General features: G+C 62.8%; 22 protein-coding genes. 10 read left to right on the forward strand and 12 right to left on the reverse strand.

The features are described 5' to 3' along the window. Position 1 precedes the first annotated feature (1 nt). The 5 genes from F4Y38_14605 to F4Y38_14625 are packed head-to-tail and all read left to right on the forward strand — an operon-like array spanning position 2 to position 5253. Complete coding sequence (locus F4Y38_14605; protein MXY50513.1) at positions 2-790, forward strand: phytanoyl-CoA dioxygenase family protein; 789 nt, start codon at positions 2-4, stop codon at positions 788-790. Between the two features lie 28 nt (positions 791-818). Beyond that, positions 819-1874 carry a hydroxyacid dehydrogenase gene (locus tag F4Y38_14610; protein MXY50514.1) on the forward strand — a complete coding sequence of 352 codons (1056 nt, stop codon included), beginning with the start codon at positions 819-821 and terminating at the stop codon, positions 1872-1874. After that, positions 1871-3298, forward strand: a complete 1428-nt coding sequence (locus F4Y38_14615; GenBank protein ID MXY50515.1) for a sulfatase-like hydrolase/transferase — start codon at positions 1871-1873, stop codon at positions 3296-3298. Before F4Y38_14610 ends, F4Y38_14615 begins: the two co-directional genes overlap by 4 nt. Further along, complete coding sequence (locus F4Y38_14620; protein MXY50516.1) at positions 3295-4407, forward strand: zinc-binding dehydrogenase; 1113 nt, start codon at positions 3295-3297, stop codon at positions 4405-4407. Before F4Y38_14615 ends, F4Y38_14620 begins: the two co-directional genes overlap by 4 nt. 39 nt (positions 4408-4446) lie before the next feature. Next, complete coding sequence (locus F4Y38_14625; protein ID MXY50517.1) at positions 4447-5253, forward strand: hypothetical protein; 807 nt, start codon at positions 4447-4449, stop codon at positions 5251-5253. Positions 5254-5836: 583 nt separating this feature from the next. Here the strand turns inward: F4Y38_14625 and F4Y38_14630 are convergent. The 8 genes from F4Y38_14630 to F4Y38_14665 all read right to left on the reverse strand — a co-directional run bounded on the left by F4Y38_14630 (position 5837) and on the right by F4Y38_14665 (position 14854). Next, complete coding sequence (locus F4Y38_14630) at positions 5837-7054, reverse strand: mandelate racemase (GenBank protein ID MXY50518.1); 1218 nt, start codon at positions 7052-7054, stop codon at positions 5837-5839. Between the two features lie 44 nt (positions 7055-7098). Continuing rightward, entirely contained in the window at positions 7099-7869 is a 771-nt protein-coding gene (locus F4Y38_14635) for a phytanoyl-CoA dioxygenase family protein (protein MXY50519.1), read from the reverse strand. After that, positions 7870-8628, reverse strand: coding sequence for an SDR family oxidoreductase (locus F4Y38_14640; GenBank protein MXY50520.1), 759 nt, complete (start codon positions 8626-8628; stop codon positions 7870-7872). A 144-nt stretch (positions 8629-8772) separates the two neighbouring features. After that, positions 8773-9819 carry an ABC transporter permease gene (locus F4Y38_14645; protein ID MXY50521.1) on the reverse strand — a complete coding sequence of 349 codons (1047 nt, stop codon included), beginning with the start codon at positions 9817-9819 and terminating at the stop codon, positions 8773-8775. After that, entirely contained in the window at positions 9812-10798 is a 987-nt protein-coding gene (locus F4Y38_14650) for an ABC transporter permease (protein MXY50522.1), read from the reverse strand. Before F4Y38_14650 ends, F4Y38_14645 begins: the two co-directional genes overlap by 8 nt. Beyond that, complete coding sequence (locus F4Y38_14655) at positions 10795-12786, reverse strand: ABC transporter substrate-binding protein (GenBank protein ID MXY50523.1); 1992 nt, start codon at positions 12784-12786, stop codon at positions 10795-10797. The genes F4Y38_14650 and F4Y38_14655 overlap by 4 nt, the downstream gene beginning before the upstream one ends. 49 nt (positions 12787-12835) lie before the next feature. Beyond that, on the reverse strand, positions 12836-13834 hold the full coding sequence (locus F4Y38_14660) for an ATP-binding cassette domain-containing protein (GenBank protein MXY50524.1): 999 nt from the start codon (positions 13832-13834) through the stop codon (positions 12836-12838). A 15-nt stretch (positions 13835-13849) separates the two neighbouring features. Further along, the gene (locus F4Y38_14665; protein ID MXY50525.1) at positions 13850-14854 is read right to left on the reverse strand and encodes an ABC transporter ATP-binding protein; all 1005 of its coding nucleotides are present in this window, start codon (positions 14852-14854) and stop codon (positions 13850-13852) included. A 219-nt stretch (positions 14855-15073) separates the two neighbouring features. Between F4Y38_14665 and F4Y38_14670 the strand changes: the two genes are divergently transcribed. Further along, entirely contained in the window at positions 15074-16324 is a 1251-nt protein-coding gene (locus F4Y38_14670) for an aminotransferase class I/II-fold pyridoxal phosphate-dependent enzyme (protein ID MXY50526.1), read from the forward strand. A 96-nt stretch (positions 16325-16420) separates the two neighbouring features. Here F4Y38_14670 and F4Y38_14675 read toward each other — a convergent pair whose 3' ends face one another. The 4 genes from F4Y38_14675 to F4Y38_14690 form a co-directional block, all read right to left on the reverse strand. Continuing rightward, positions 16421-17188, reverse strand: coding sequence for a phosphotransferase (locus F4Y38_14675; GenBank protein MXY50527.1), 768 nt, complete (start codon positions 17186-17188; stop codon positions 16421-16423). 98 nt (positions 17189-17286) lie between these two features. Beyond that, entirely contained in the window at positions 17287-19515 is a 2229-nt protein-coding gene (gene hflB / locus F4Y38_14680) for an ATP-dependent zinc metalloprotease FtsH (GenBank protein ID MXY50528.1), read from the reverse strand. Between the two features lie 44 nt (positions 19516-19559). Continuing rightward, complete coding sequence (locus F4Y38_14685; GenBank protein MXY50529.1) at positions 19560-20327, reverse strand: RNA polymerase sigma factor; 768 nt, start codon at positions 20325-20327, stop codon at positions 19560-19562. Between the two features lie 2 nt (positions 20328-20329). After that, on the reverse strand, positions 20330-21673 hold the full coding sequence (locus tag F4Y38_14690) for a sodium:alanine symporter family protein (GenBank protein MXY50530.1): 1344 nt from the start codon (positions 21671-21673) through the stop codon (positions 20330-20332). 245 nt (positions 21674-21918) lie between these two features. On the opposite strand from F4Y38_14690, the gene F4Y38_14695 reads away from it, so the two are divergent. Genes F4Y38_14695 through F4Y38_14710 form a run of 4 tightly spaced genes read left to right on the forward strand, consistent with a single transcriptional unit; the run spans position 21919 to position 26644 of the window. Then, a complete protein-coding gene (locus tag F4Y38_14695; GenBank protein MXY50531.1) occupies positions 21919-23061 on the forward strand; it encodes a Gfo/Idh/MocA family oxidoreductase in 1143 nt (380 codons plus the stop codon). Further along, complete coding sequence (locus F4Y38_14700) at positions 23058-23933, forward strand: hypothetical protein (GenBank protein MXY50532.1); 876 nt, start codon at positions 23058-23060, stop codon at positions 23931-23933. The genes F4Y38_14695 and F4Y38_14700 overlap by 4 nt, the downstream gene beginning before the upstream one ends. Before the next feature lie 24 nt (positions 23934-23957). Further along, positions 23958-24995, forward strand: coding sequence for an ABC transporter permease (locus F4Y38_14705; GenBank protein ID MXY50533.1), 1038 nt, complete (start codon positions 23958-23960; stop codon positions 24993-24995). Beyond that, on the forward strand, positions 24992-26644 hold the full coding sequence (locus F4Y38_14710) for an ABC transporter substrate-binding protein (GenBank protein MXY50534.1): 1653 nt from the start codon (positions 24992-24994) through the stop codon (positions 26642-26644). Before F4Y38_14705 ends, F4Y38_14710 begins: the two co-directional genes overlap by 4 nt. Positions 26645-26672 lie beyond the last annotated feature (28 nt).

Consider the following 26672-nt stretch of genomic DNA (forward strand, 5'->3'; position numbering starts at 1 on the left):
TATGGTCATTTCTTTTGCAAGTAAACACACCAATTCGAAGCCAAGTCGTCGCATGCCAGATATCGAGTTTTTCAAGCAGAACGGATACGTCAACCTCGGCCAGGTATTTACCGGAGAGGAACTGAGTCGATTCATCGACCTGTACGACCGCGACAAGTCGGAGTCGGGCTGCTTCTGGCATCCCATTTCCAATCACGGCCACCAGACCCTCAACTGCGATCCGCTGATCTCATCGCCGGAAATCGACGGCCTGATCCGCCATCCCGCCCTGATCGGCCCGATAGAGGCCATCTTCGAAGGGCCCAGTTGGCTCGGAGAAGCGTGCCTGCGGCACATGGTCCCGCGCGACAGCAACCCCGAGGAGATCTGGCACCGGGACCGTCCACATGCGACGGACAAGCCCTATAGGTGCGGCTATTTGCAGATGATGCTCTACCTGACCGATGTCCACGAAGGTACGCATTGCTTTTCCATATCTCCGGAGCCCTGCGACGGTCCCATACTCGATACCAGGGAACAACTCGCCCGGCGCGGCAAGGTCCACCTGCATGGACCGGCAGGCACGGTCATCCTGTTCAACCTGTCCGTGCTCCACGCCGCGACGGTACGGATCACGACGCACGAGCGCAAGACCGTTCAAATTTACTACGGCCATCGCGGCGGACCCGTGCTCAGCGATTGTACCGTGATTCCCACCCGTCTGTGGCGGGACCATCCGGATCCGGAGGTACGGGCATTCTACGGGATGATGACCGGTCGTACGCAGAAGTATGCCGAGGCCTTCGGTTAAAAAGCTGAAAAGAACATAAGGAGATCGAATGTCGAACAACCGCCCGCAAGTACTCATCGCCTGCGACGAGCGGGTGCGCAACGGCTACCTGCCGCCGGCGGAACTGGCCCGCCTCGAGGCGTTTGCCGACTGGGCGTGGTTCCACAGCGAGGGCGGCGGAATCTACGATACCAGCACGGACCCCGAGACGACGGCGCGGTTGGCGAAGGAAATGTCCGGCGTGGATGCCCTCGTCGTGTGCCACGGCGCGCCGCGGATCGATGCCACGATCCTGGATGCCGCGCCCCGGCTACGATTCGTCGGCGAACTGGAAGGCGACCGGTTTGCCGCGCGCCTGGATCTGGAGACGCTATGGGCGCGCGACATCCGTACCGTAGATACGACGAACGGCTCCACCTATCCCGTGGCCGAATGGGCCCTGGCCCTGACGCTGATCTCCATGCGCAATGCCGGTGCGCTTTTCCGCCGCATCGTCGCGGGCAATACGCAGGATCGAGGTCTCATTCAGCCCATGGCGGGCATCCTCACCGGCAAGCGGGTAGGGTTGATCGGCGGCGGACACATGGGACGGCGGCTGATGAAGCTGCTGCGCCCCTTCGAGGTCGAGCTCTGGGTGCACGATCCCTACCTGCCGCAGGAGTTGCCCGAGGCGTTGGACTTCCTGCAGACGTCGCTGGAAAACGTGCTTTCACAGTGTGACGCGATCATCTGCGTGGCGCCCCTCACCCCCCATACCCGGGGCATGATCGGACGGCGCGAACTGGAACTCATACCATCGGGCGCGGTGTTTGTGAACGTTTCGCGCGGGGCCATCGTCGATTCCGACGCCCTGATCGATCGCCTCAAGCGCGGGGACATCGCCGCGGGGCTCGACGTATTCGACCCTGAGCCCATCCCCGAAGACAGCGAGATCATCGGACTGCCGAACGTTTTTCTGACGCCGCACTTCTCCGGCCGCACGGGAGAAGACTATCCGCACTTCTTCCACTACATGGTCGACGAGCTGGAGCGGTTCTTCTCCGGCCATCAGACCTGGTTCAACCTGACGCCGCGCTCGAAGTCCAACCGCGAAGGGAACCGATGAAACGCCCCAACCTGCTCTACATTTTCACGGACCAACAGCGCGCGGATACGCTGGGATGCTACGGAAACCACCAGATCGAAACCCCCGCGCTCAACGCGCTGGCGTCGGACAGCTTCGTGTTCGAAAACGCCTACGTGAGCCAGCCCGTATGCAGCCCGGCCCGGGCCACCATGCTCACGGGCCTCTGGCCGCATACGGCGGGCGTGCCTTCCTGCAACGTGCCCCTGGCCGCCGACATACCGACCATCGCCGAGATGCTGCCCGAGGGATACGACACGGCCTTCATGGGGAAATGGCACCTGGGGGACGAGATCTTCCCGCAGCACGGCTTCGAGACCTGGGTAGGCACGGAGGATCAATATCGCCGCCACTTCTCGGAAGCTGACCGGCTTTCCGAAGTCAGTGACTATCACCACTTCCTGGCGGATAAGGGATACACGCCGGACTTCGAACTTCTGGGACAGAAGGTTTTTTCCCGACATTACGCGGCCTCCCTGCCCGAGGAATGCACCAAGGCCTGGTACCTGGGCGCGCGCGCGTCGGACTACATCCGCCAGCAGGGTGACGACCCCTTTGCCCTCTGCGTCAGCTACCTCGAGCCCCATCCACCCCACACCGGTCCGTTGAACGACTATTACGATCCGGACAGCCTGCCCACCGGACGGGCGTTCATGCGGCAGCCGCCCGACGACGCGCCGCTCCTCGTCCGTCTGATGGCCGCCTTCTACATGCAGTCCGAAAACTACGGGCTGGACCTGCGCACCGATCCGGGCTGGCGGGCGCTCATGGCCCGGTACTGGGGCAACATCACCCTGGTGGACCGGTCGGTGGGGAGGATCCTCGAGGCCCTGGAAGAAAGCGGAAAGGCCGATGACACCATCGTCGTATTCACGTCGGACCACGGCGAGTTGATGGGCGATCACGGCATCCTGGGCAAGACGCTCATGTACGAGGAGTCCATCAAGGTACCGATGGTGTTGCGTGCGCCCATGGTGGATCAGCCTCCTCGCCGCGTCGGCGGCCGGTTCAGCCACATCGATCTGGTCCCCACGCTGATGGAGTTGCTCGGTCTCGAGCGGCCGGACTGGTTGCAGGGCCGGAGCCGGGTACCGGTATTGCAGGGGCACGAGAATCTGGTCGGCGACGACGTGTTCGTCGAGTGGAGCGGCGCCGACGGCCACGCTCCCGCTGGATTCGGCGAAGCGGAACCGAACCGGAGCTTGGTCCACCAGCATCGGACCATCGTGGCCGCGGACGGCTGGAAGCTCAACCTCTATGGGATGGGACAGGGAGAATTGTACGATCTGAACAGCGATCCTCATGAGTTGGAGAATCTGTTTCACCGGAGCGGGCGGGCCGGACGGATTGCGGATCTTACGGAGCGGATCCGGGCCTGGCAGGAAGAGACGGGGGACGTACCATGAAAACCGGAAAAGTCGCTGTATATACCCAGCCGCAGGCACCGATGGAGATTCGTGAGTATCCCGTACCATCGGTTACAGCGGACGATATGCTCGTAAGGATCCGCATGGCGAATATCTGCGGATCCGATCTGCACATCTGGCGTGGACACGGTCCCAGGATTGAGACCGGTATCCCCCAGGTCCTCGGGCATGAGATGATCGGTACCATCGACGCCATGGGACGCAACGTCACCTCGGACAGTGCCGGACAGCCGCTGTCCGAAGGGGACCGCATCGTCTACTCCTACTTCAAGCCGTGCCAGCAGTGCTGGACGTGCCTCAACGGCAAGCCGGGATGCCCCGACCGCTACAGAGATTGGATCGGCGTCTCAAGCGATCAGCCCCCGCACTTCCACGGCGCGTACGGGGAATACTACTATATGAAACGCGGCCACTGGGTCTTCAAGGTGCCCGACGATCTCCCGGACGCGATTGTGTCCCCGATCAATTGTGCCCTGTCGGAAGTCATCTACGGTCTCAATCAGATCGGCGTCACCCTGGGCGACACGGTGGTCATTCAGGGGGCGGGCGGCCTCGGACTCTATGCGACCGCCGTAGCGCGGGAGATGGGAGCGGGCAGGATCATCGTGCTAGACCGGCTCCCGGCGCGCCTCGCGCTCGCCCGGGAATTCGGCGCCGACGACACCCTGAACATCGATGAAATGGACATGAAAGCACGCATTGAGATCGTGCTGGATCACACGGGCGGGGTCGGCGCCGACCTGGTCGCCGAATTCGTGGGATCGCCCCGCGTGCTCGCCGAAGGCATCGACATGCTCAGGTGGGGCGGCCGCTATCTCTGGATCGGCAACATAAACCTCGGCTTCCCGACGGAGATCGATCCGGGCAACATCGTCCGGTGCAGCAAGGCGATTCGCGGGGTAATCGTATATGAACCCTGGGTAATCCCGCGCGCCCTCGAATTCCTGAGTCGCACACGGGACAGGTACCCCTTCCACAAGATCATCTCCGATACCTTCTCATTCACTGATATCAACGAGGCATTCACCTACGCGGGCGCGGGTTCCGCGATCCGCGTCGGTTTGGAATTTGACAATTTGGTCCAGTAGTTCTGGCGCTTAACGACGATCCGTGCAAGGAGTCACCCCATGTCCCTAACCGACGAGGAACGCTTCCGATTCGACCTGACCGGGTTTCTGGTCCGGCCAGCCATACTCACCGCGGATGAGGTCAAGGATATCCGCGAGCAGATCTACCTGATCAAGCATGAACCGGACTCGCTTCCACCGGAGCATCGCGACGTGCCGGGTGGGCCGTCGAGCGTGCTCATCGATCACCCCGCGGTCGTGGACGTGATCGAGGAGATCATCAGCAAGGATTTCCGTTTGGAGAACTGTTCCTGCGTGTGGCGCAACAAGGGGGAAGCGCACGGGGAACTGCACGGGGGTGGCCCAAGACAGATCGATCCCATCTTTGGCTACCGGGTGCAGCGCGATCAGATCTACGCGGGCATGGTCCGGGTGATCTTCGAGTTTACGGATATACGCATGGAAGACCAGAGCACGCACTTCGTGGTGGGGAGCCACAAGGCCAACTTCCCCATGCATCCCGATCACATGTCGCTGGAGGAGGGCAAGCGAAGCCAGTTTCTCATGACCTACGCCTGTCCCGCGGGCAGCGCCGTGTTCTTTACCGAGAACACCTGTCATGCCGGTCCCGTGTGGAACCGGGACGAACCCCGGGTCACCGTCCTCAACGCCTATTCCCACCTGGCCACTCACTGGCACCGGCTCAAAACCCCGCCGGAAGTCATTGCGGGCCTTCCCCGCGAAAAGCAGGTCTACTTCCGCGAGCCGTGGATTGCGGATTTCAGGACGAATCCGGCCACGAGGAACACGACGGAGCGGTTCCTGGGCAATGACGAGCCGCCTGTCAACGCCGATACGAAGCCCTAGTCAAACTTTATTTTGCGAGACCATAGACGGAAGTTTCGTCCATTCTATAAAATGGGCTTTGTGTCTGTGACGGCCCCGTTTGGATATTACCCTTTATCCCAGGCGGTAGATGAACATGCATTCAATCCGTACGACAGATGACCTATCGGGGTTTCTGCGAAATGCACACACCCGAAAAGCGGCGATAGAGTTCGCGGACGACATTGCCTACGAATTGGGGCTCGAAATGGTCCGGGTGTTGCGCGGTGTAGAGATTAGGGCGTTGGCCAGATCGAAGGAAACGAAGGACATACCCGCGAATGACCTGCGCAGTTTCGGCTCCGCCGATCTGATTATCGAGTCCAGGGACGGTAAGGACGAGACCTGCTACGTTGCAGTCGAGGTTTCATTCACCGCCAACGGACGGGATACGCGAAGAGCCATCAGGAACGCGGGTTTCATGTCTCGTTTTACGGGCAAACGGACGTATTCCGTTGTGACGGGTCTCAGGAAGGTCGAAGTAATTCAGAAGGCTATCGCATCCGGGGAAGTGTATTGGTATCATCTGTCCCCTGAAGCGCTTGATGTAGACTGAGGGCGGTCTCTATGGCCGAACGATACTGCCATCCGCCCGGCGGTCCTCCGCGGCGTACCGGGGTGTAGCCGCGTCCTCCGCGTTCAACAGCCTCGCAGCCGCATCCTCGTCGATATCCAACCCCAGTCCGGGATTGGCGTTGGTGTAGAGATGCCCGTCCCTTAGCTCGCAGGCGCCGGGGAACGCCGCGTATTCTTCTTCGCTGAAGGCGTTCTCTTCCTGTATTCCGAAGCTCCAACTGGACATGTCGAGGTGAACGGCCGCGGCCTGGTTGACCGGGTCGTTGTCGCCGCCCTCCTGCCAGGCGGTGTTGATGCCGAAGGATTCGCAGAGGCTCGCGATCTTGCGGCACGGCGTGATGCCGCCCGCCTTGGAGACCCGCACGCGGACGTAGTCGATGAGGCGCTCTGTGATGAGGGGCGTCCATTCGTGGGGATTCACGAAGAGTTCGCCCATGGCCTGGGGCGTCGTGCACTGCTCGCGAATGAGGCGGTACCACTGTACCTGTTCGGGCGAAAGGACGTCCTCGAGGAAGAAGAGCCGGTAGGGTTCGAGGCGCTTGGACAGGGCCACCGCCGACTGCGGGCGCAGATGTTCGTGCACGTCGTGGGTCAGCTTGGGGCCGAATCCGAGTTTCGAACGCAGGTACTCGAACATGTTCGGAATGGCTTCGATGTAAGCCTCGTCGTCGAAGACCTGGTCGGCGGGCCAGGCGTTGGCGGGCCGGGGCGCCTCTTCCGAGGGGATGAATCCGCCGCCGCCGTAACCGCCCAGTTGGCAGCGGACCACGGGGAACCCCTCCTCGAGGTAGCCCTGAATGGCTTCCAGCAGGGCTTCCGGCGTGCCGCCCCCCGCGTGGGCGTAACAGGGCACGGCGCTCCGGCAGGAGCCGCCGAGGAGCTGGTAGACGGGCATGCCGGCTTCCTTGCCCTTGATGTCCCACAGGGCCATGTCGATCCCGGAAAGGGCCGTGTTGGTGATGGCGCCGTTACGCCAGTAGCCGCTCGTGTAGAACGTCTGCCAGATATCCTCGATGCGGCTGACATCCCGTCCGATGAGCTTCGGGGCCAGCATGGACTCGACGGCCTCGATAACGGCGCGCTGGTGGTAGTGATCGCTTGCGGACCCGATGCCGTACAATCCAGGCTGGTTCGTGGTGATCTTGACGATGCCCCAGGTGCCGTTCGAACGCGTCCGGATGCACTTCACGCCGGTGATCGTGGTCAAGGTCTGCTCCTTTGTTTGCGGGGTCTGCTCTGTGGCCGCAGCGCTTATTCGGCCGTTACCCGCACGCCGTCCACAAGAAAGGGCTCCGCGTTGCTCCAGTTCCGCGTGCCGTCTTCGGTCAGGATCGGTTCGGCGGAGTACTGCGTAAGGTACACTCTCCGCCAGCCGTCAGAGGTATTCGGGCTGCTGCGGTGGAAGGACACGCTGGAGAATACGGCGATGCTCCCGGCCGGCGCGACCACGGGCACGCCCGGATCGTCTCCGAAGTAGCCGATCTTGTCGTTGGTCTCGTCCACGATGCGGTGATCCTGGCGGCGTCTCGTGCCGGCGCGAGAGAAGGGCAGGATGTAGACCGTGCCGTTCTCGTCGGAGACGTCGTCGAGGGCGGCCCAGCAGCTCATGTAGGGCCGGTGGTCGAACCCCACGTAGCCCGAGTCCTGATGCCAGCCGAATTTCATGCCGACTTCGGGCCCCTTGACCACGAACTGCTCGTGGAAAAGGTAGGCTGTATCGCCCAGAGTGCTCCTGCAGATCTCGGCCATGATCTCGCTGAAAATGTACGGCCGCAGGCTGGGATTGTCGCGGTGCCGGTTCGAGATGAAGTAACGGCTGCCCTTGTGGGTGATGCCCCGGGATTTCTCCGCTTCCCTGGCCATCTCGGCCTCCATCTCGACCCGCAACCTGTCGCACTCGCCGCGTATGTATTCCAGCTGTTCATCGTCCAGGGCGGACTCGAGAATGAAGTACCCTTCCTCCTGGTACTGCTGCTTCTGCGCGTCGGTGATCTCGACGGGCTTTGCTCCGGTTACCGACATTTATCCCCGTCCTATGTAGGGCATGGTGGTGGCCATGACCGTGATGAATTGTACGTTGGCGTCGAGGGGCAGTCCGGCCATAAAAACCACGGCGTCGGCCACGTTCTTCACGTGCATCCGCGCCTCGGCCTGCAGATCGCCGGTGGGCTGCAGGATGCCTTCCTGCATGCGCTGGGTCATCTCCGTGGCCGCGTTGCCGATGTCGATCTGCCCGCAGGCGATGTTGTACTTCCGCCCATCGAGGGAAGTCGAACGCGTCAAGCCGGTTACGGCGTGCTTGGTGGCCGTGTACGGCGCCGAGTTCGGCCGGGGCACATGGGCGGATACCGACCCGTTGTTGATGATCCGGCCGCCCTGCGGATCCTGGTCCTTCATGATCCTGAAAGCCTCCTTCGTGCAGAGGAAGGAACCTGTCAGGTTGACGTCCACCACCGTCTGCCACTGCTCGGCCGTCAGCTCCTCGAGGAGCACCGCGGGCGCTCCGGTTCCGGCATTGTTGAACAGCAGGTCCAGCCGTCCGTGGGCTGCCTTCGTTTCCGCGAAGAGGCGCTCGACCTGCGATGCGACACCCACATCTGTGGGCACGATCAGCAACCGGTCCGCGGCAGTGCCGGCATCGGCCACGGTCGACTCCAGGGCTTCTTTTCTCCGGCCCGCGAGGACCACACTGTAGCCTGCGTCCAAAAGCGCTAGGGAACAGGCCTTGCCGATACCGGAACCCGCGCCGGTGACGACGGCGACTTTGGTGGATTCACTCATGCTGTGCTCCTATCTCGATTGTAGATACTTTGTATTTACGCCATGCGATCACGCCATTCGATTACAGTCCTACGGAGGTCGATTCGTCTCCTGTCGATACGACACTGCAACTAACCATTCCGGGACGGTATCTGCAATCCTTTTTCACGAATAAGGATCCGCGGCGTCGCGCAACGCGTCTCCCAGGAAGTTGAAGGCGATGACGACGACCAGTACCGGCGCGGCGGGGAAGAGCAGCCAGGGGTGGTTCAGCAGCACCGTCACGCGCTGCGCCTCTTCGAGCAGCACGCCCCAGCTGGTCATGGGCGGCCGGATGCCGAGGCCCAGGAAGCTCAGGGCCGTTTCGCCCAGGATCATCCCCGGGATGGCCAGCGTGGCCACCACGATGATATGGCTGTAGCATCCAGGCATCAGGTGGCGGGAGATGATGTACCAGTGTCCCGCGCCCGCCGACCGCGCCGCCGTGGTGTAGTCCTGTTCCCGGAACACGAGGACCTTGCCCCGGACTTCGCGGGCCAGGCCGCCCCAGCTGATGATGGACAGAATGATCGTGATGCCCAGGTAGGTCTCGATGCTCGTCCATCCGGCCGGGAGCGCCGCTCCCAGGGCCATCCAGAGGGGGATCGGCGGAAAGGAGGCCAGGATCTCGACGACGCGCTGTAGGGCGTGGTCGATCCAGCCGCCGAAGTAGCCGGACAGCGTGCCGAGGACGGAACCGAGGATCAGGCTGAGGAACACGCCGATGATCCCCACGGTAAGCGATACGCGGGCGCCGTGGATCATGCGGGAGAGCAGGTCGCGGCCCATGCGGTCCGTGCCGAGGAGGTACATGGGGCCCTCGGAATGGATCAGCCTGAAGTCTCCGCCGCCGTCCCGTGACAGGAACCGGACCGGGTACCGCAGGGACGGGTCCGTCGCGTACTCCAGTTCCAGCGTCACGGGGTTCTGGGTGGAAGTCAGGCCGTTTACGTAGAATCCGCCGGACCAGTCGAAATGCAGATCCTGGGGCGGCAGGTACCGGACCTGGATCCGGATTTCGTTGTGGTCGTAGGGGGAAAAATGGCCGGCGAACAGGGCCGCGAAGTAGAACAGCGCCAGGACCGCCGCCGCCGCGATGCCCATCCGGTTCTTCCGGAACCTGCGCCAGATCAACGTCCGGTAGCTGAGATAACCCGAATCCTGGTTAGTCATACCGTATCCTCGGATCCGCCCAGGCCAGCGCGATGTCGGCCAGGATGTTGCCGATGATCAGGAGCAGGCTGAACATCATCAGCAGGGTGCCGGCAAGGTAGATATCCTCGGCGACCAGGGCCCGCAGCAGCAGCGGTCCCACGGTCGGCAGGCCCAGGACGATCGCCACGATGGTGGCCCCGGAGAGGATGTTCGGCAGGCTCATGCCCAGGATCGTGATCAGTGGATTGATGGCGATGCGCGCCGCGTGCTTGATGACGACGACGGATTCCTTGAGGCCCTTAGCCCGGGCCGTCTGGACAAATGGCTGGCCGAGGACGTCCAGCAGGTTGCCGCGCATGATGCGCATCAGGCCGGCCGTGCCGTTGATGCCCACCACGATGACCGGGATCCAGAGGTGCTTCAGGAAGTCCACGAGCTTGTCCCAGGTCCAGGGCGCGCCTTCATACTCACTCGAGAAGAGTCCGAACAGGGGAATCCTGTAGATCTCGAACACGAAGACCAGTAGGGCGAGGGCCAGCAGGAATCCCGGCATGGACATGCCGATGAAGCTGATGAAGGACAGCACGTTATCGGACAGGCGGTACTGGTGGGTGGCCGAGTAGATGCCGATGGGGATGGCCACGGCGTAGGTGAACAGCAGGGCGCCCAGGGCGATGAGCACGGTGAATGCGAGCCGGTCCCAGATCAGCTGGTTGACTTCCTGCTCGTATTCGAAGGATTCGCCGAAATCCCCCACGACGAACCCCGAGATCCAGCCCACGTACTGCCGCCACATGGGCCGGTCCAGGCCGTAACGCTCGCGCAACTCGTCGATGCGCGCGATCGAACTGCTGTCTCCGTACATCTCCTCCAGTTCCTGGATCTTGCGGTCCAGGAAGTCGCCCTCCGGCAGCTGGATGATGACGAAGCCGATCATCGAGATGGCCAGGAGGGTCGGGATGGCCAGGAGACAGCGCTTGATAACGTAGTTGATCATTCGATATAGAACTGCTCGGGAAAACTCGTCGCCGGACCGGCGATCGCCCAGGGGCCGAGAATGCCGCTGTCGGGTACGTTATGGAAGTTGTTCTTCACGATGACGGGCTTGGGTGTGCGGGCCACGGTGCCCAGATGGAAGGGCCCGTGCTCGATATGGATCCGCACGGCGTCCTGCACCAGGCGGTGCCGGGTTTCCTCGTCCCGCTCGTGCTTGATCCGGTCGTAGATGTCGAGCAGCTCGACCATGATACCCGTCGGCGCTTCGCCCCTTTCCCCGCCTGATTCGTACCACTTGCCCACCTGGGGATGCCAGTACTTCCCCATCGTCGGGAATACCCAGTCGGGATAAGTGAAAAGGTCCATCTCCGCCTCGCCGTGGAGATGGACGGTGAACTCGCCGAGGTCGCGGCGCAGCTTGAGTTCGGCTCCGGGCGGCGTGTATACGATGACCTCCAGCCCCAGTGCCCGCCAGCCCTCGGCCACGATCAGGGCGACGTCGTTTTCGTGGGCGATGTGGGCCGCGGCCGGCGCGTCCAGCACGAGGCTGAGCCGCCGGCCGTCGGGACGGAGCCGGTATCCCTCGGCGTCGCGGCGGGTGAGTCCCATCTCGTCCAGCAGCTGGTTCGCCTTCGGAATGTCGTAGTCCGCGTCGGTGGCCTTCCACAGGTCGAACAGTCGCGCACCCTCCGGATCCAGGAAATGCCAGCCTTCCTCGCTCACGGTGGCGGCCTGGGGTTGTGCGAGGCCCTTGAAGGCGACGGCGTTGCATTTCTCGCGGTCGATGGCCGCCGCGAGCGCCTTGCGGAAACGCTGGTCGCGGATCAGGCCGCGGAGGACCGGGTCGTTGTCCGACCAGTTCAGGTTGATCGCCGGATCCGCTCCGGAAGCGCTCTCCCATAACTTGACGCGGTATTCCCCTTTATCTCGTCCTTCCATGAAAAGGGAAAAGTCCCGGAGTTCCATATCGCGGAACTGGCAGTCCACCTCGCCGGCCAGCACCCGCAGGACCCGGATCTGGGCTTCGGGGACCAGGGTCGTGACCACCTGGTCGATGTAGGGGAGCTGCCGGCCGTCGTCGTCCACGACGTAGTAGTACGGGTTCCGCTCCAGGATCACCCGGAAGCCGCCCTTTTCGATGCGGGAGATGGTCCACGGCCAGAGGGAAGGCTGGTCCGGGTTGCGCTGGGGCAGCCTGCGCTTCTCGTAGAGGACGAAATCGTCCACCTCGTCGTTGTGGTCCGGGTGGAACTGCTTCATGTAATGTTCCGGCACGTTGTACTCTTCGCTCCACCAGAACCCGGTCGCCAGCCACAGAGGCACCAGCCAGTTGGGTCCCGCGAACTTCATGACGATGGTGTAGTCGTCCGGCGTTTCGACCACCATGGGCTTTCCGTCCACGAGGCACCACACGGGCGGCGGGTACCGGTGGCGGTCGTCGAGGCACAGGTCGTACCACGCGCGGAAGGACGCCGAGGTATAAGGATGGCCGTCGGACCACCGGACACCCTCGCGCAGCTTGAGCGTCAGTTCGGTGCCGTCCTCGTTGAACGCCCACGATTCCGCCAGACCCGGCTCGAGGCCCGTGGTCAGCCGGTTCCACCGGATCAGCGGGGCATATCCGGCGATCATCTTCCAGGAGCCGAGATCGGTGTTGTTGTGGAACTTGCGCCAGGTCCCGCCGTAGACCCCCGGGCCGTCGTACCCCTCATAATCGTTTCTGGCCACGAGCGGGTTGGCCGGGATCCGTTCGTGGAGGGGCGGCAGGGTGCCCGCCGCCACCCGGGCGGCCAGTTCGGGTGCTTCCAGCGACGACCGGGCCTCTGGGGCGGCAACCGCCGGGTCCGGTGTGGTCCCGGCAACCGTCGGGTCCGGTGCGGTCCCTGTAACAGTCGGGTCCGGTGCAGATCCGCCGCCGGTACAGGCCGGCAGCCCGGCGAGGGCCGTCAGCAGCAGGCAGATCAGCAGGTTCATCTCAACTTTTCTCATCCTGGACTCCGAGTTTTTTTTCCACCCTGTTTTTTATCAATCCGCCCGGTCAAATGCCCTGGAGGGACAGCGTGTCACTGTAGTGGCACGCCGCCTTGACGCCTCCGGGATAGGTCTTGAGTTCCGGTTCCACTTCCCGGCACAGGTCCGTGGCATGCCGGCACCTCGGATGAAAGTGACATCCTTTCGGCGGCGACGCGGGATCGGGCACGTCGCCGGTCAGGGCGATGCGCGTCCGTTTCTTCTGTACCACGGGATCGGCCACGGGAACGGCGGAGATCAGCGCCTCCGTGTAGGGGTGCAACGGATGGTGGTAGACCTGTTCTGCCGTACCCGTTTCCACGATCCGGCCGAGGTACATGATCGCCACACGGTCGCTGATGTGCTGCAGCACGCTCAGGTCGTGGGTAATGAAGATGTATGACAAACCCATGCGGTCCTTGAGCGAGGCCAGCAGGTTCAGGATCTGGGACTGCACGGATACGTCCAGGGCCGATACGGGCTCGTCCGCGATGATCAGCTCGGGCTGGAGGGACAGGGCCCGGGCGATGCCGATGCGCTGGCGCTGCCCCCCGCTGAAGGCGTGGGGATAGCGGCGCATGTCTCCGGCGTTCAGCCCCACGTCGGCCAGCAGGCCGGCCACGCGGTCCTCCAGATCGGTCCCGCGGGCCAGCCCGTTCACCCGGAGCGGTTCGCCCACGATGTCGCTCACCGTCATCCGGGGGTTGAGGGACGAGTTCGGATCCTGGAACACCATCTGCATTCGGTGCAGGTAAGGACGCATTTCGCGCCGGTCCAGGGGACTGAGGTTCACCCGTTCCGCGCCGAAGAAGATATCGCCGTCAGTCGGCGGGATCGTCTTCAGCACGCACCGTCCCAGCGTGGTCTTGCCGCAGCCGCTCTCGCCCGCCAGGCCGAGGGTCTCGCCGGCGCCGCACTGGAAATCGACGCCGTCCACCGCCCGGACGTCGCCCCGCCTGCGCCGCCAGAGTCCTTTTCGGATCGGGAAATGCTTCTTCAGGTTCCGGACGTCGAGTATGGTTCCCATATCAGGCTTCCCGCATCAGGAATCCAGCGCGACCCGGTCCGCGTGCCAGCAGCGAACGCTGTGTCCCGGTTCGGTTTCTTCCACGGGGGGCATCGAGGTGCACTGCTCCGTGGCGTAACGGCATCGGGGCGCGAAAGCGCAACCCTCAGGCAGGTTGAGCGGAGACGGTACCGTGCCCGGGATCGTGGACAGCTTCGTCGACTTCTCCCTGTTGATCCGAGGCGCCGATTCGAGCAATCCCCGGGTGTAGGGGTGGGCGGGCTGGTAGAAAATCCGCTCCGGCGATCCGGTTTCGACGACCTGCCCCGCGTACATGATCATGATTTCGTCGGCCATGTCGGCAATGACGCCCAGGTCGTGGGTGATCATCACGATGGCCATGTTCAGGTTGTCTTTCAGTTCCTTGAGCAGATCGAGGATCTGCGCCTGGATGGTCACGTCCAGCGCCGTGGTGGGCTCGTCGGCGATCAGGAGTTCGGGACCGCACGACAGGGCCATGGCGATCATGGCGCGCTGCCGCATGCCGCCGGATAGCTCGTGAGGATACTCGTCCACCCGTTGCTGGGGGCCGGGGATGCCGACTTCGGACAGGGCCTCCACCGCGCGGGCACGGGCGGCCTGGCGGTCCATGCCGTGGTGCAGGCGCAGCGCCTCGCCGATCTGACTGCCCACGGTGTATACAGGGTTGAGGGCGGTCATGGGCTCCTGGAAGATCATGGAGATCCTGCGGCCCCGGATCCGGCGCATGGCGTCGCCCCCCGGTTCGAGTTCGTGTATGTCGACGGTCGCCCCGTTTCCCCTTTCATGATAGGTGATCTTTCCTTCCACGTACCCGGGTTTCGGAACCAGCCGCATGAGGGAGAGGCCCATCATGCTTTTTCCGCACCCGCTCTCACCCACCACGCCAAGGGTTCTGCCCCGCCTGATCCGGAACGAGACGTCACGCACGGCCCGGACGGGACCGTCGTCTGTGGGGATCACGGCTGACAGGTGTGAAACATCAAGGAGAAGGTCTTGCATACAGGGTCATTTTAACGGCCTCTTCGAAGGTCTGTCAAGGTGATACCGCCTACTGCCACAACCGGAATATCGAAGAGAGGTGGCCGCCGGAATATTGAAGAGACGTGGCCGATGGATTGTAAGCAATAAAACTGTGTACACTCATTTAACGCGATCGTATTTACTATAGTCGTACTTAACTATAGCTGTATTTACCCAGGTTAACCGAAGGAGTCGAATATGCACGCGTCAGAGACGGCCATGAAAGCCTGGTCTCGCCGGGGCTTCATGAAAGGCGCTTTGGCGGCCGGAACGGCCGGCATCGCCCTGTCCATGTCGGACCGAATGGCCATGGCCACGCAGTTGATCACGGGCGGAAAGCCCAGCATCGAAGCCATCAGGGGTGTGGGTGTGCAGCCGGGTCTCGTACGCATGAGCCTGAATGAGAACCCGTTGGGACCGTCGCCCCGGGCCATCGAGGCCATGGCGAACCGGATGTTCGGCGTCAACCGCTACGGTACGGACCTGAGCGATCTGATGCAGGCCCTGTCGACCTTCGACGGAGTGGAACTGCCCGAGCCGGACAATTCCATGCGGCGCTCGTTTTTCAGGCCGCCTCCCGGTCCCTTCATGTTGACTCCGGGATCCAGTCTCATCCTGGACCTGCTCTGCCTGGCCTATCTCAGTCGCAACGGCGGCGAAGTCATCGAAGCGGAATATGGATACGGGTCCATTTCCCGTTCCGCCAGTGATTACAACGACATGTTCGGCGTCGACGTCAACATCATCCGGGCGCCGATGACGCCGGAATACAAGCACGACCTCGATGGAATGGCCGCCCTGGCGTCCGACAGGACGTCGCTGGTCGTCATAACCAATCCGAACAACCCCACGGGAACGCTGCTGCAACCCGACGAAATCGAAGCCTTCATCAACAAACTCCCGGCTACCGCCATCGTGGTCATCGACGAGGCTTACCTGCACTTCGTGGAGCAGGATCCGATTCCCTCGGCGGTTCCGCTGGCGGTCAAATACGACAACGTGGCCGTGGTCAGGACCTTCTCGAAGGCATATGCGCTGGCGGCCGTGAGGCTGGGGTACTGCGTCGCCTCGCAGAAGATTCAGGACGAAATGCGGAAATACTACCAGGAGTCGCCGAACGCCCTGGCCACCGTGGCCGGCGCCGCCGCGGTACGCGACCTGGAGCACCTGCAGAAGTCCCGTGAGGCGGTCTGGGATTTCAAGAAGCGGTGTTACGCCACTTTCGACGAGATGGGGATCGAATACCTGCCGTCCCAGGGCACCTTCGTGATGGCCGATTTGAAACGCCCGGCCATGCAGGTGGTCCGGGAAATGCGCGCGAGAAACGTCTGGATCAGTTCCCGGCGGCAGCGGGAGTTCCGTACCTGGATCAGAGTCTCCGCGGGTACGGAAGCGGAAACCGAAGTCTTCCTCCAGACCCTCAAAGACGTGCTGGCCAAGTCCAGCTAAGTCCTTCAGGTTTCTGACCGTTAATTACAAAAGCCCGGCGGGGCGATCTCCGCCGGGCTTTTTTGTTGCCGAAGTGTTCAGGTCAACAGGCTCGTTCTATACCAGGTTTCGGTTCTCCGCCCTCAACCAGTCTATTTCTCGCGACATAACTTCCAGGTCCCCCCGACGAAAACAGGTACTCCAGGGTTCGACGCCTGATCTCCCCAACGTCGATATCCTTGAAATCTCCGTTTCCTGGAGGTCGTGGAGGGCATGAATCACGCCATCCGGGCTGAACTCACCGTAAGCCTCGCACAACACATGCAGTCGTTTCCGTAATTCAGGCGGTTCCTCGAAACCGGCTTTCGGCCAGAAATCGTCGCCACGCAGCGGTACAGCATGCCAGGCGAGCTGTGCGATATCCGTAATCGTCTCGCCAGGTTCAGCAAAATCCCAGTCTATGACGCCCTGCAGTACGTCATCCAACCAGATGGTATTCCAGGGCCCAAGATCACCGTGTCGTACGATCAACCCGGGTTGCCATCGCAGATCCGGAACACACCATCCCGTTTCGTCTGTAGGGATGTAATCCTTTATTGCAAGATGGTAGGATTGCAAAAATCCTGATATCTGTTCAAGACCGCTGTCCGTCCGCAGTACTTCTGGCCACGGCCTGGTTCCGGATTCCCCTTCAATCCAGGAAAGAGTTTCATATTCGTCGTCTACCCCGATCAACCGGGGAACGCCCTGAAAACCTGTATCTTCAAGATACCTCAGCAGGCCGTGTACTGCGGGTGTCCATCGATTGACGGGACGGCGTAGCGTATCACCGATGCGTTCGACGGCGTGAAAGGTCCCGCGATATGGTTTTTTGGATGAAGCCATTTTCGCTCAATAAGAAATCGGGGACGTGAGATGCATCTCTCGCCCCCGAATTGCGATCTTCTTCCTGCCTGTAGTACTTCCGGCTTAACGCCCTTTCGTTAACGCCTCTTCGACGATTCCACGGTTTCATCGAGATCGGGTGCCGTTACCGGCTCCTCGTCCGACGTTTCCGACCCGTCCGAGCCGTCTACCGCTGCGACGCCGTTGCCATCCGTGGACGGCGTTTCAGCTGTCGCTTCTTCCGCCGATGGCTTCTCCGTATCGCCCTCGCCGTCCTCTTGCGCGACATCCTTCGATTCGGCAGCGCCCTCGCCGTCGTCTTGCGCGACATCCTTCTGCGCCTCCTCTGCGGCGCTCTCGCCGTCCTCTTGCGCGACATTCTTCGTTCCGCCGTTGGCATCTTCCTTCGGAGGCAGGGTCTTGCCTTCGATGAGCGCGGCCACCTCGTCCCGGGAGAGTGTATCCCGTTCCAGGAGGGCCTTGGCTACGACGTGTAGCTGGGGTTCGTACTCCTTGAGCAGTTTTTCCACACGTTCTCCCGCCTCGGTCACGAAACGCTGGATCTCCTGGTCGATGCGATGGGCAGTGGTCTCGCTGTAGTTGGGCTGGTGGGCGATGTCCCGGCCGAGGAAGACCTCGTGCTCCTTCTCGCCCAGCGCCGTGGCGCCGAGTTCCTCGCTCATCCCCCAGTCGCAGACCATGTGGCGGCTGATGCGGGTGACCTGCTCGATGTCGCTCTGCGCGCCGGAGGTCACTTCGCCGAAGACGATCTGTTCGGCCGCCCGGCCGCCCAGGGCCGCGGCCATCGTGCCCAGGCAGTAGGAACGGGACTGGAGGTAGCGTTCCTCCGGCAGGGGGATGGTCACGCCAAGGCCCCGGCCCTGCGGCAGGATCGTCACCTTGTGCAGGGGGTCGATTTCGGGGATGAGTTCGAAGGCGAGGGCGTGGCCGGCCTCGTGATAGGCCACGATCTCCCGCTCCTTGTCGCTGATGACGAGCTGGCGCTTCGATCCCATCATGATCTTTTCTTTGGCTTCTTCGAAGTCCTCGCTGGTTACGGAAGCGCGATCGTACCGCGCCGCGATGAGCGCCGCTTCGTTCACCATGTTGGCCAGGTCCGCGCCGACCATGCCGGGCACGCCCTTGGCGAGTACATCCAGCCTGACCGAGTCGTCGAGGGGGATTTTGCGGCTCTTTACGTGGATCTCCAGGATCTTCTCCCGTCCCACCACGTCGGGCCGGTCCACGACGATGTGCCGGTCGAAGCGGCCGGGGCGGAGCAGCGCGGGATCGAGCACGTCCGGACGGTTCGTCGCGCCGATCACGATGATGGAGTCCGTCTTCTCGAAACCGTCCAGCCCCACCAGCAACTGGTTCAGGGTCTGTTCCCGCTCGTCGTGCCCGCCGCCGAGTCCGGCGCCCCGGTGTCGTCCGATGGCGTCGATTTCGTCGATGAAGATGATACACGGTGCGTTCTGACGTGCCTGGTCGAAGAGGTCCCGCACGCGGGAGGCGCCCACGCCGACGAACATCTCCACGAAGTCCGATCCGCTCATGCTGAAGAAGGGCACGCCCGCCTCACCAGCGACAGCCTTGGCGAGCAGGGTCTTCCCCGTGCCCGGCGGCCCCAGCAGCAGGGCGCCTTTCGGTATCCGGCCGCCCAGGGCGTGGAACTTGTCCGGGTTCTTCAGGAACTCCACGATCTCCTGCAGGTCGCGCTTGGCCTCGAGCACGCCGGCCACGTCGGCGAAGGTGATGGAGGGCCGGTCTTCCACGATCATCTTGGCCCGGCTCTTGCCGAAGGAGAACATGCCGCGCTGGCCCGACTGCATCTGGCGCAGGATGAAGATCCAGAACCCGATGAGCAGCAGCCACGGCAGGGCGGCGATGAGGTAGCCCACCCAGTTGGTGGCTTCCGGTTCGGCCGTAACCATGACGTCTTTGGCCATGAGATCGGCCACCAGCTCCGGATCGTCGAATGGGATGTATACCTTGAACTCCCGCAGGCTCTGGTTCGCGCCTTCGACCACGGTCGACGAATTCTGGCGCAGCGTGCCCGTAATCAGCTTCTCGGTGATGGTGACCTGCTCGATGTTGTCAGCTTCGAGAAACTGCTGGAACTGCGTGTAGGACACCGTCACCGCGTTATCGCCCCGCCTGGGCAGGAACTGCGCGGCCATCAGGAAGAACAGGAAGAGCACGAGCCAGATCAGGATCGAGCGGTTCTTCCTCGTCTTTTCGGGCGGTGGCTGCCGGTCGTTTCTGGGGTGGGGCTGTCGTTGGTCCGGGGGCGGGTGCTGATTCCGGTCCTGCGGTGGTTGGGACATGTCTTGTTGAAGACCTCGGTTCGTTCGGGGGTTGGATGGAGTTCTCAGAAACCGGTGCAAATCGGCGCGGCGACGATCAGGTGTCGAAGATCCAGACCGCCTTCTGCAGGCAATTGCGACCAGTCCCTGAACATGCTCCGCAGCTTGCTTCGCGCTTCCGAAAGCCTACGTTTCACGGTGCCCACCGGGACGTTCATCTTCGTGCTGACTTCGTCACAGGAGTAACCGGTGAAATAGTACATGGCGACGGTCCGGCCGAGTGCGTGCGACAGGGTCGCTACGGCTTTCCGCACGCTGCGGCGCTTTGCCCGGTCCAGGTGCTCGTCGCCCGGCCAGGCGCTTCCGGCGCCTTCCTCCGGCTGGATCTCCGACCAGGCCGTTTCCCGGTGCTGCGGGGCACCCACGTGGGCGAGGCACCTGTTGCGCGCAATGGCGCGCAGCCACTGCGGAAACCGCTCCCGATCGCGCAGGGACGACAGCCGCTGGTAAACGGAAAGCCAGATATCCTGTACGATATCCTGCCTGTCCTGGCGGTTCCTGACCATGGCGCCTACGATACGCCTGATCTCTCGGTCATACCGCTTCACCAGCTGTTCGAAATCGTCCGGACTGCCGTTCAGCACGCTTTCGATGATGAGTCCGTCCGCCGCGTGGGCCATTTCGTGTATCCTGCGTCTGGGTCCGACTGCGCGTGAAGTGCGGGAGGCACCGTCTATACCGTCCACTATACTAAGAGGCCCCGGAACGAAAATCGGTTCGGTTTTTTTCGCACCGTTCCAACCCACCGGTAATATACCCGATATACGCTTCATCGTCAAGCGGCCCCGGCGGTCTGTTCGTTGGCGGATACCACGCGTATTTCGCGGGTCAGACCGATCAATCCGACGAGATTGGGAAACATCATGCAGGCGACCATGATATCGCCAAGGTCCCAGATCAACCGGGCTTCATATACGGCCCCGAAGAAGGCGGCCGCGCACCAGGTGATCCGGATGCCCAGCACCACGCCCCGGGAGTCCGTCACGAACCGCAGGCCCTGCTCGGCATAGTAGGACCAGGTGACCATGGTCGTGAACCCGAACATCAGGGAGCAGAGCGCCACGATGGCTCCGCCGAAGGGGATGGTCGTGTTGAGTGCGGAAGCCACGAGGGCGGTGCTGATTTCGCCGTTGTGCCACACGCCGGCGATGACCACGGTTACCGCGGTCATGGAGCAGACGACGATCGTGTCGATGAAGACGCCGATCATGGAGATATACCCCTGCCGCACCGGGTTGTCCGTCTGGGCCGCACTGTGGGCGATCCCCGCGCTGCCGAGGCCGGCCTCGCTGGAGATGACGCCGCGCCGGATGCCGTACTGTATCGTCCGGGCTACCGTGACGCCGGCGAAACCACCGATGGCCGCGACCGGAGTGAAGGCGCTTTCCACGATCAGCCAGAGCGTTGCCGGCAGCAAGCTGAAATGGGTGAATACGACGTAGACCACGCTGGCGGCGTAGACGAGCACCATCGTGGGCACGAGCCTTTCCGCGACCAGGCCGATGCGCTTGATCCCGCCGATGATGACGACGGCCAGGATGCCGGTCAGCAGGGCGCCGGTGATCCACTTGGCCACGTGGAACTGGGAGTCCATGACCAGGGCGATGGAGTTCGCCTGGCTGATGTTCCCGCCGCCCAGGCCGCCCAGCGTGGCGCAGAGGGCGAAGATCACTCCGATGGTGGGCAGGTTCAGCCCCTCCTTCAAATAGGACATGGGGCCGCCGAGCATGAGGCCGTCCCGTGTCTTTCCCCGGTACCGCAGGGCCAGCACGGTCTCTGCGTACTTCGTCGCCATGCCCAGGGGCGCCATGGCCGCCATCCAGAAGGCCGCACCCGGTCCGCCCACCGCGATGGCCGTCGCCACGCCCGCGATGTTGCCGTTGCCGATGGTGGCCGCCATGGCGGTGGTCAGCGCCTGAAAGGGCGAGATGTCACCCGATTCCTGTTCGCCCTTGTCCCGACGCAGGGCGCCGCGCATGACCAGGCCGACGGCCGTGCCGAACTTCCGGAACTGGACCCCCCTGCTGGCCACGGTGAGCATGAGACCGAGGACGGCGAGCACGCCGATCGTCCAGGGTCCCCACATGAAATCGGATATCGCGCGCAGGACGGCATCCATGGCGTACCTCTCTCGCTGAAGACGGGGTGTGGATGTAACGTTATAAGCACTGAAACGGGATGTGGGTTAATCTACTGCGCTTCGCGCGTCAATCAAGACCAAAGACCACCGGCCGATCGCGCTGCTTGAATCCGGCCGCGCCGTTCGAAACCAACCGCGCTGTTCGAGTCCTGTTTTGGTTGTCCCTCGCGATGGCCCGGTTTATCTTGAATGCTCGCATACATCATGGTTGAAATGGAGTCGTCATGGCCGACCGCGTCTACGGCGTGCTGCTGATCAGTTTCAGCAAGCACAGCCACCAGAGCAGTTTCGTCCCCGCCTTCGTGGACCATCCCCGGATCCAAATCGTCGGGGTGGCGGACGACGCGGACATCGATCCCTATCTCAAGCCGTTGAACCGAACTTGGGCAGAACAGCTGGGCGTGCCCTATCTGGAAGGGATCGAGTCGGCCGTTCAGCGCGACGAGGTCGACGTCGTGAGCATCGGCCACGAGATCGAACGCCGCGCCGAAATCGCCAGACGGGCCGCTCGCGTGGGCAAGCACCTGTGGATCGACAAGTACATCGGCGCCAACATGCGAGAATGCCATGACGTGGTCGATTCCGTCGAAGAATCAGGCGTCAAAACTATCCTTCCCAGTTACGTTTACAACGATTTGGTCAACCAGAGCCAAAGGATGTTAAACGAGGGGATACTGGGCGAATTGACGGCGATGCACGTCGACATCCTCTTCGGTAAAGGGATCCCGCGGCCCACATCGGATGCGCAGCGAAAACCCGGTTTCCTGCCGCCGGGCAGGTGGAAATTCCCGGACATCAAACGGGAATTGCTGACGGTCGGCGCCTATGCCGTTGCCCTGGTGCAGCAGTGTTTCGACCCCATCGTCGAGGTATACGGCCAGGGCGGCGCCTACTTCTTCCCGGAACATGCCGCCCATGGCGCGGACGACTTCGGGACGTTGACCCTCGTGGACCGGTCCGGCCGGGTGGCCACCCTGTCCGCCGGGCGCAACGGCATCGCGTCCCATGGCGCCGGTGGACCGAACCTGGCCTACCTGTTCGGATCGAAGGGAACGGGACGGATCGACGGGAAACGCCCCGGCATCGATACCCACCTGAGAAACCGCATCGTGGACGGCGATTACAGCATCGACGAAGACGATCCCATGCAGTGGCACAGCGGCCCTCCCACCTTGCTAACCTCCACGGGAACTGAGTTCACCCGCGCCGCCCTGGATGACCTGGTTCACGCGCTGGACACCGGCGCGCGTCCGCGCTTCACCGTCCGGGATGCAAGGGACCACATGGAAGTGTTGCTCGCGGGCTACGAATCCATCGTACGGAAACGGCCGGTAAGTCTGCCCCTGTGCGGCGGGGAGGCCGCGTGAGAGACATAGATGGACTGGTTATCGGCAGCTGCCAGGCCCTTGCACTATTTCAGGAGTATACCAATGGGCAGAACGGCGTGGTGTTCGCCCGGTCGAACGCGGGGCCCCGAGGAGGCGCCCAGGGCGGAGCGAACGGCATGGTTCAAGGACTTGAGACCGTGCGGGACGCTCTCGACGCGTACCGGCCCCGGCAGGCCCTTTTCCTTTCACCCTACCGGGGCATGGCCGCAGATGCGGCACACCTGGTTGAAAAGGGTATCGACGTGCGAACGGCCGGTCCGCTGCCCGTACGGACGCGCAATCCGGAAATTCCCATTACGGATATCCACCGGTCCGATCCCGGGTTCCGGGCGATGCTTGAAACGAGCCGCCACGCCGACTTCGGGGAACCGGTGTACCTTCGACTGATCTCCTCGCCGGAAGGTGGTAAGTGGCCGAAGTGGTGGTGCGTATTCCAGTCGTGCCGCAAGGCTGCGGCACTGCTGGATTCCCCCATGCGGCGCGTGTACGTAGCCGCGACGGGTTCGGCGCGAAGTCTTCACGTGAGCATCACATTGAAGACGGACCGTCATTCCACCGGTCATCTGCTGGTGTCGCCGAGCGGGTCCCGGCTGCAGGACGACCTGTTGCTGGTGGGTACGGGCGGTACGCTTGCGGACGATCCCCTGCTCAATCAACCCGGCATGTACGGGAAATCGGACTATCGCATGTTGACGAGGCCGCCCCGGCGGTGTCTGGCCGACCTGTGGGGGAGTGAGGCCCTGATCACCTTGACCGCCGATGAACGGCGTTTCTACCATGACCTGCTCCGTGCGATCGGCGACTCGTCGCGGTCACGGAGCGGTATCTGCCTGGAATACCCCGCGGCCTGACTGATTCGTGCCTGTGACTGATTCATGCCTGTGGTTGTGCGAACCGGCGCGTTTCAAGGACAGATTGATACCATGACCGTCATTTCCTCATCCGCCACCGCCGTCGAGTCGGAAGAGACCAGCCCGGCGTCTCTGAACTTCCTGCGCCGCATGCTGAAGCACCGCATGGTCTGCGTTGGCGGCGGACTGGTCCTGTTCCTGGCGGCACTGGCGCTGTCAGCCCCGTTCCTTACCGGAATGGGCTATCTACAGGACCCCATGCAGCAGTTGACTGACGGTCTCGACGCCGACGGATTGCCCCTCCCGCCCGGTGACCGGTTTCTCCTCGGCACGGACCAGCTCGGACGGGACGTGCTGGCCCGCCTGGTGCACGGCACCCGCATCTCCCTGCTCGTCGGCATCGTGGCCATGCTCATCGCGGTTTGCGTCGGGGTGACCGTGGGCATGCTCGCGGGGTTCCACGGCGGCTGGGTGAACACCTTGCTCATGCGCGGCACCGACGTCATGCTGGCCATACCCGGGTTGCTTCTGGCCATCGCCTTCGCCGGACTGATGGACGGACGCGTGATCCGAATCCACATCGAGTCTGTGGACTGGCACGTGTTGGACATCACGCTTAAACGGGGCCTGGTCAGCGTGTTCCTCGTCATCGGGCTCGTAAGCTGGACCTGGATCGCCCGGACCATCCGCAGCCAGATACTGATCCTGAAGACCCGGGAGTTCGTTACGTCATCCCGGGCCATCGGGTGTTCCGACATCCGCATCATGGTGCGGCATCTCCTGCCCAACATCCTTCCCCTGACCATCGTGCTCGGATCCCTGGCGACGGCGAACACCGTGCTGCTCGACGCCGGACTGAGCTATCTGGGGGTCGGCGTGCCGCCACCCGCACCGTCGTGGGGTACCATGATCGCGGAGGGCCAGCCCTATTTTATCGTCACACCCCACCTCACCATGGCGCCCGGTTTTGCCATCATCGCGGCCGTAGTGGGATTCAACCTCCTGGGACAGGGCCTTCAGGAGGTACTGGATCCCTACGTGAAGGAGGGACAGGGACGATGAAAGGCACTCAGGCTCGGAAACCCGCGGTTGACACCGCCCTTGGTCCGCTGTCGTTAGCCTGGGTGTGTCTTGCGGTGCTGGTCCTTGGAGTTTCCTGTACCGGAGACGCCCCTCCCAGGCGGCAGCACCCCGAGGAGAACGTCCTGCGGATCGCCGTACCTTCGGACCCGCGATCGCTCGATCCGGCCATCGCCTACGACGTAGTGACCTGGCCGCTGGTGCGCACCTTGTTCCATGGTCTGGTCGACTATGACGACGACCTGAACCTGGTACCCTGGCACGCGCGCTCGTGGTCGATCTCCGAGGATGGACGGACCATTACCTTCAAGTTGCGCCGGGACATCCGGTTCACGAACGGCCGGTCGATCACCTCCAGGGATTTCGCCTGGTCCCTCGAACGGATTCTGGATCCCGCCACCAAATCCCCGGGACAGGGATTCTACCGGAACATCGCCGGGGCCCGAGCGTTTCAAGACGGTTCGGCGGACCGGGTCACGGGCCTTCGCACGCCCGATCCCGAGACCCTGTTGATTGAGCTGGTCCATCCCGACCTCCCCTTCCTGTACTGCATGGCCATGCCCTTCGCCTACGCCGTTCCACGGGAGGAAGTGGAGCGGCGCGGGGAGACGTTCGGGCGGCATCCCGTCGGCGCGGGCCCCTTTGTGCTTGCGGACTGGCAGCGCGGAACGCGCATGCGGCTCGAGAAGAATCCGGCGTACTATCTCGCGGATGAGATCCGGCTCGAAGCCATCGAACTGATGGTCGGCGGGGACGAGACCCTGCACATGATGATGTTCGAACGGGGTGAGCTGGACATTGCCAGTGTCACGTCGACGGGGATACCGGACGCGGACTTCATCCGTGTAATGAAAGACCCCGTCCTCAGCCAACGCGTCGCCCATCAGCCCCTGAACGCCATCCAGTACCTTTCCATGAACACCGAGATGGCGCCTTTCGACCGGGTAAACGTGCGCAGGGCGGTCAACCACGCCATCGACCGGCAGCGGATCGTGAACCTGATCAGCGACAGGGGGATCCTCGCCCGGGGCGTGCTGCCGCCCGGCATGCCGGGATTCAACGAAGCGCTCGAAGGATACGACCACGACCCGGAGAAGGCCCGCAGGCTGCTTGCGGAGGCCGGCTACCCGGATGGATTCACCACCGAACTCATGATCACGGCCCAGAGCGGCATCGATACCAAGATCGGACAGGCGGTGCAGCAGGACCTCGGGGAGGTCGGCATCACCGTGGAAATCAGGCCGGTCACCGGTTCGACGCGGATCGAAGCGACGGGCCGGCGCGGCGCGGTACCCTTCTCCACCTTCGGATGGTACCAGGACTATCCGGATCCGAGCAATTTCCTCGACGTGCTTTTGAACGGCAACCGGATTACCGAAGTGAACAGCACCAACGTGGCGTTCTATGACAATGCCTCGGTGAACGCGTTGCTGAACGAAGCGTCCACCAGCACGGATCAGGATCTTCGCCTGGCGCTCTACCGCGAGGCGGAGCGCCTGGTGGTGGAGGACGCGCCCTGGGTATTCCTGTACTACCCGCAGATGTACCTGCTCCGGCAACCCTGGCTCAAGGGGCTGAAGCTCAATCCGGTCTGGCCCATACGCTACGAACTGATGTGGATCGAACCATGAAACACGGCCGAAACCATAGAAGGACCGC

This window comes from Gemmatimonadota bacterium (assembly GCA_009838645.1).
Taxonomy (GTDB): Bacteria; JAAXHH01; JAAXHH01; order JAAXHH01; family JAAXHH01; genus JAAXHH01.

Bases quoted from the DNA above. Each gene is read 5' to 3' on its own strand.
- F4Y38_14650 (MXY50522.1), bottom strand. From the start codon at position 10,798: ATGATCAACTACGTTATCAAGCGCTGTCTCCTGGCCATCCCGACCCTC.
- F4Y38_14665 (MXY50525.1), bottom strand. From the start codon at position 14,854: ATGCAAGACCTTCTCCTTGATGTTTCACACCTGTCAGCCGTGATCCCC.
- F4Y38_14625 (MXY50517.1), top strand. From the start codon at position 4,447: ATGTCCCTAACCGACGAGGAACGCTTCCGATTCGACCTGACCGGGTTT.
- F4Y38_14655 (MXY50523.1), bottom strand. From the start codon at position 12,786: ATGAGAAAAGTTGAGATGAACCTGCTGATCTGCCTGCTGCTGACGGCC.
- F4Y38_14605 (MXY50513.1), top strand. From the start codon at position 2: ATGGTCATTTCTTTTGCAAGTAAACACACCAATTCGAAGCCAAGTCGT.
- F4Y38_14635 (MXY50519.1), bottom strand. From the start codon at position 7,869: ATGTCGGTAACCGGAGCAAAGCCCGTCGAGATCACCGACGCGCAGAAG.
- F4Y38_14620 (MXY50516.1), top strand. From the start codon at position 3,295: ATGAAAACCGGAAAAGTCGCTGTATATACCCAGCCGCAGGCACCGATG.
- hflB (MXY50528.1), bottom strand. From the start codon at position 19,515: ATGTCCCAACCACCGCAGGACCGGAATCAGCACCCGCCCCCGGACCAA.
- F4Y38_14695 (MXY50531.1), top strand. From the start codon at position 21,919: ATGGCCGACCGCGTCTACGGCGTGCTGCTGATCAGTTTCAGCAAGCAC.
- F4Y38_14660 (MXY50524.1), bottom strand. From the start codon at position 13,834: ATGGGAACCATACTCGACGTCCGGAACCTGAAGAAGCATTTCCCGATC.
- F4Y38_14685 (MXY50529.1), bottom strand. From the start codon at position 20,327: ATGAAGCGTATATCGGGTATATTACCGGTGGGTTGGAACGGTGCGAAA.
- F4Y38_14615 (MXY50515.1), top strand. From the start codon at position 1,871: ATGAAACGCCCCAACCTGCTCTACATTTTCACGGACCAACAGCGCGCG.
- F4Y38_14640 (MXY50520.1), bottom strand. From the start codon at position 8,628: ATGAGTGAATCCACCAAAGTCGCCGTCGTCACCGGCGCGGGTTCCGGT.
- F4Y38_14705 (MXY50533.1), top strand. From the start codon at position 23,958: ATGCCTGTGGTTGTGCGAACCGGCGCGTTTCAAGGACAGATTGATACC.
- F4Y38_14675 (MXY50527.1), bottom strand. From the start codon at position 17,188: ATGGCTTCATCCAAAAAACCATATCGCGGGACCTTTCACGCCGTCGAA.
- F4Y38_14710 (MXY50534.1), top strand. From the start codon at position 24,992: ATGAAAGGCACTCAGGCTCGGAAACCCGCGGTTGACACCGCCCTTGGT.
- F4Y38_14610 (MXY50514.1), top strand. From the start codon at position 819: ATGTCGAACAACCGCCCGCAAGTACTCATCGCCTGCGACGAGCGGGTG.
- F4Y38_14645 (MXY50521.1), bottom strand. From the start codon at position 9,819: ATGACTAACCAGGATTCGGGTTATCTCAGCTACCGGACGTTGATCTGG.
- F4Y38_14690 (MXY50530.1), bottom strand. From the start codon at position 21,673: ATGGATGCCGTCCTGCGCGCGATATCCGATTTCATGTGGGGACCCTGG.
- F4Y38_14670 (MXY50526.1), top strand. From the start codon at position 15,074: ATGCACGCGTCAGAGACGGCCATGAAAGCCTGGTCTCGCCGGGGCTTC.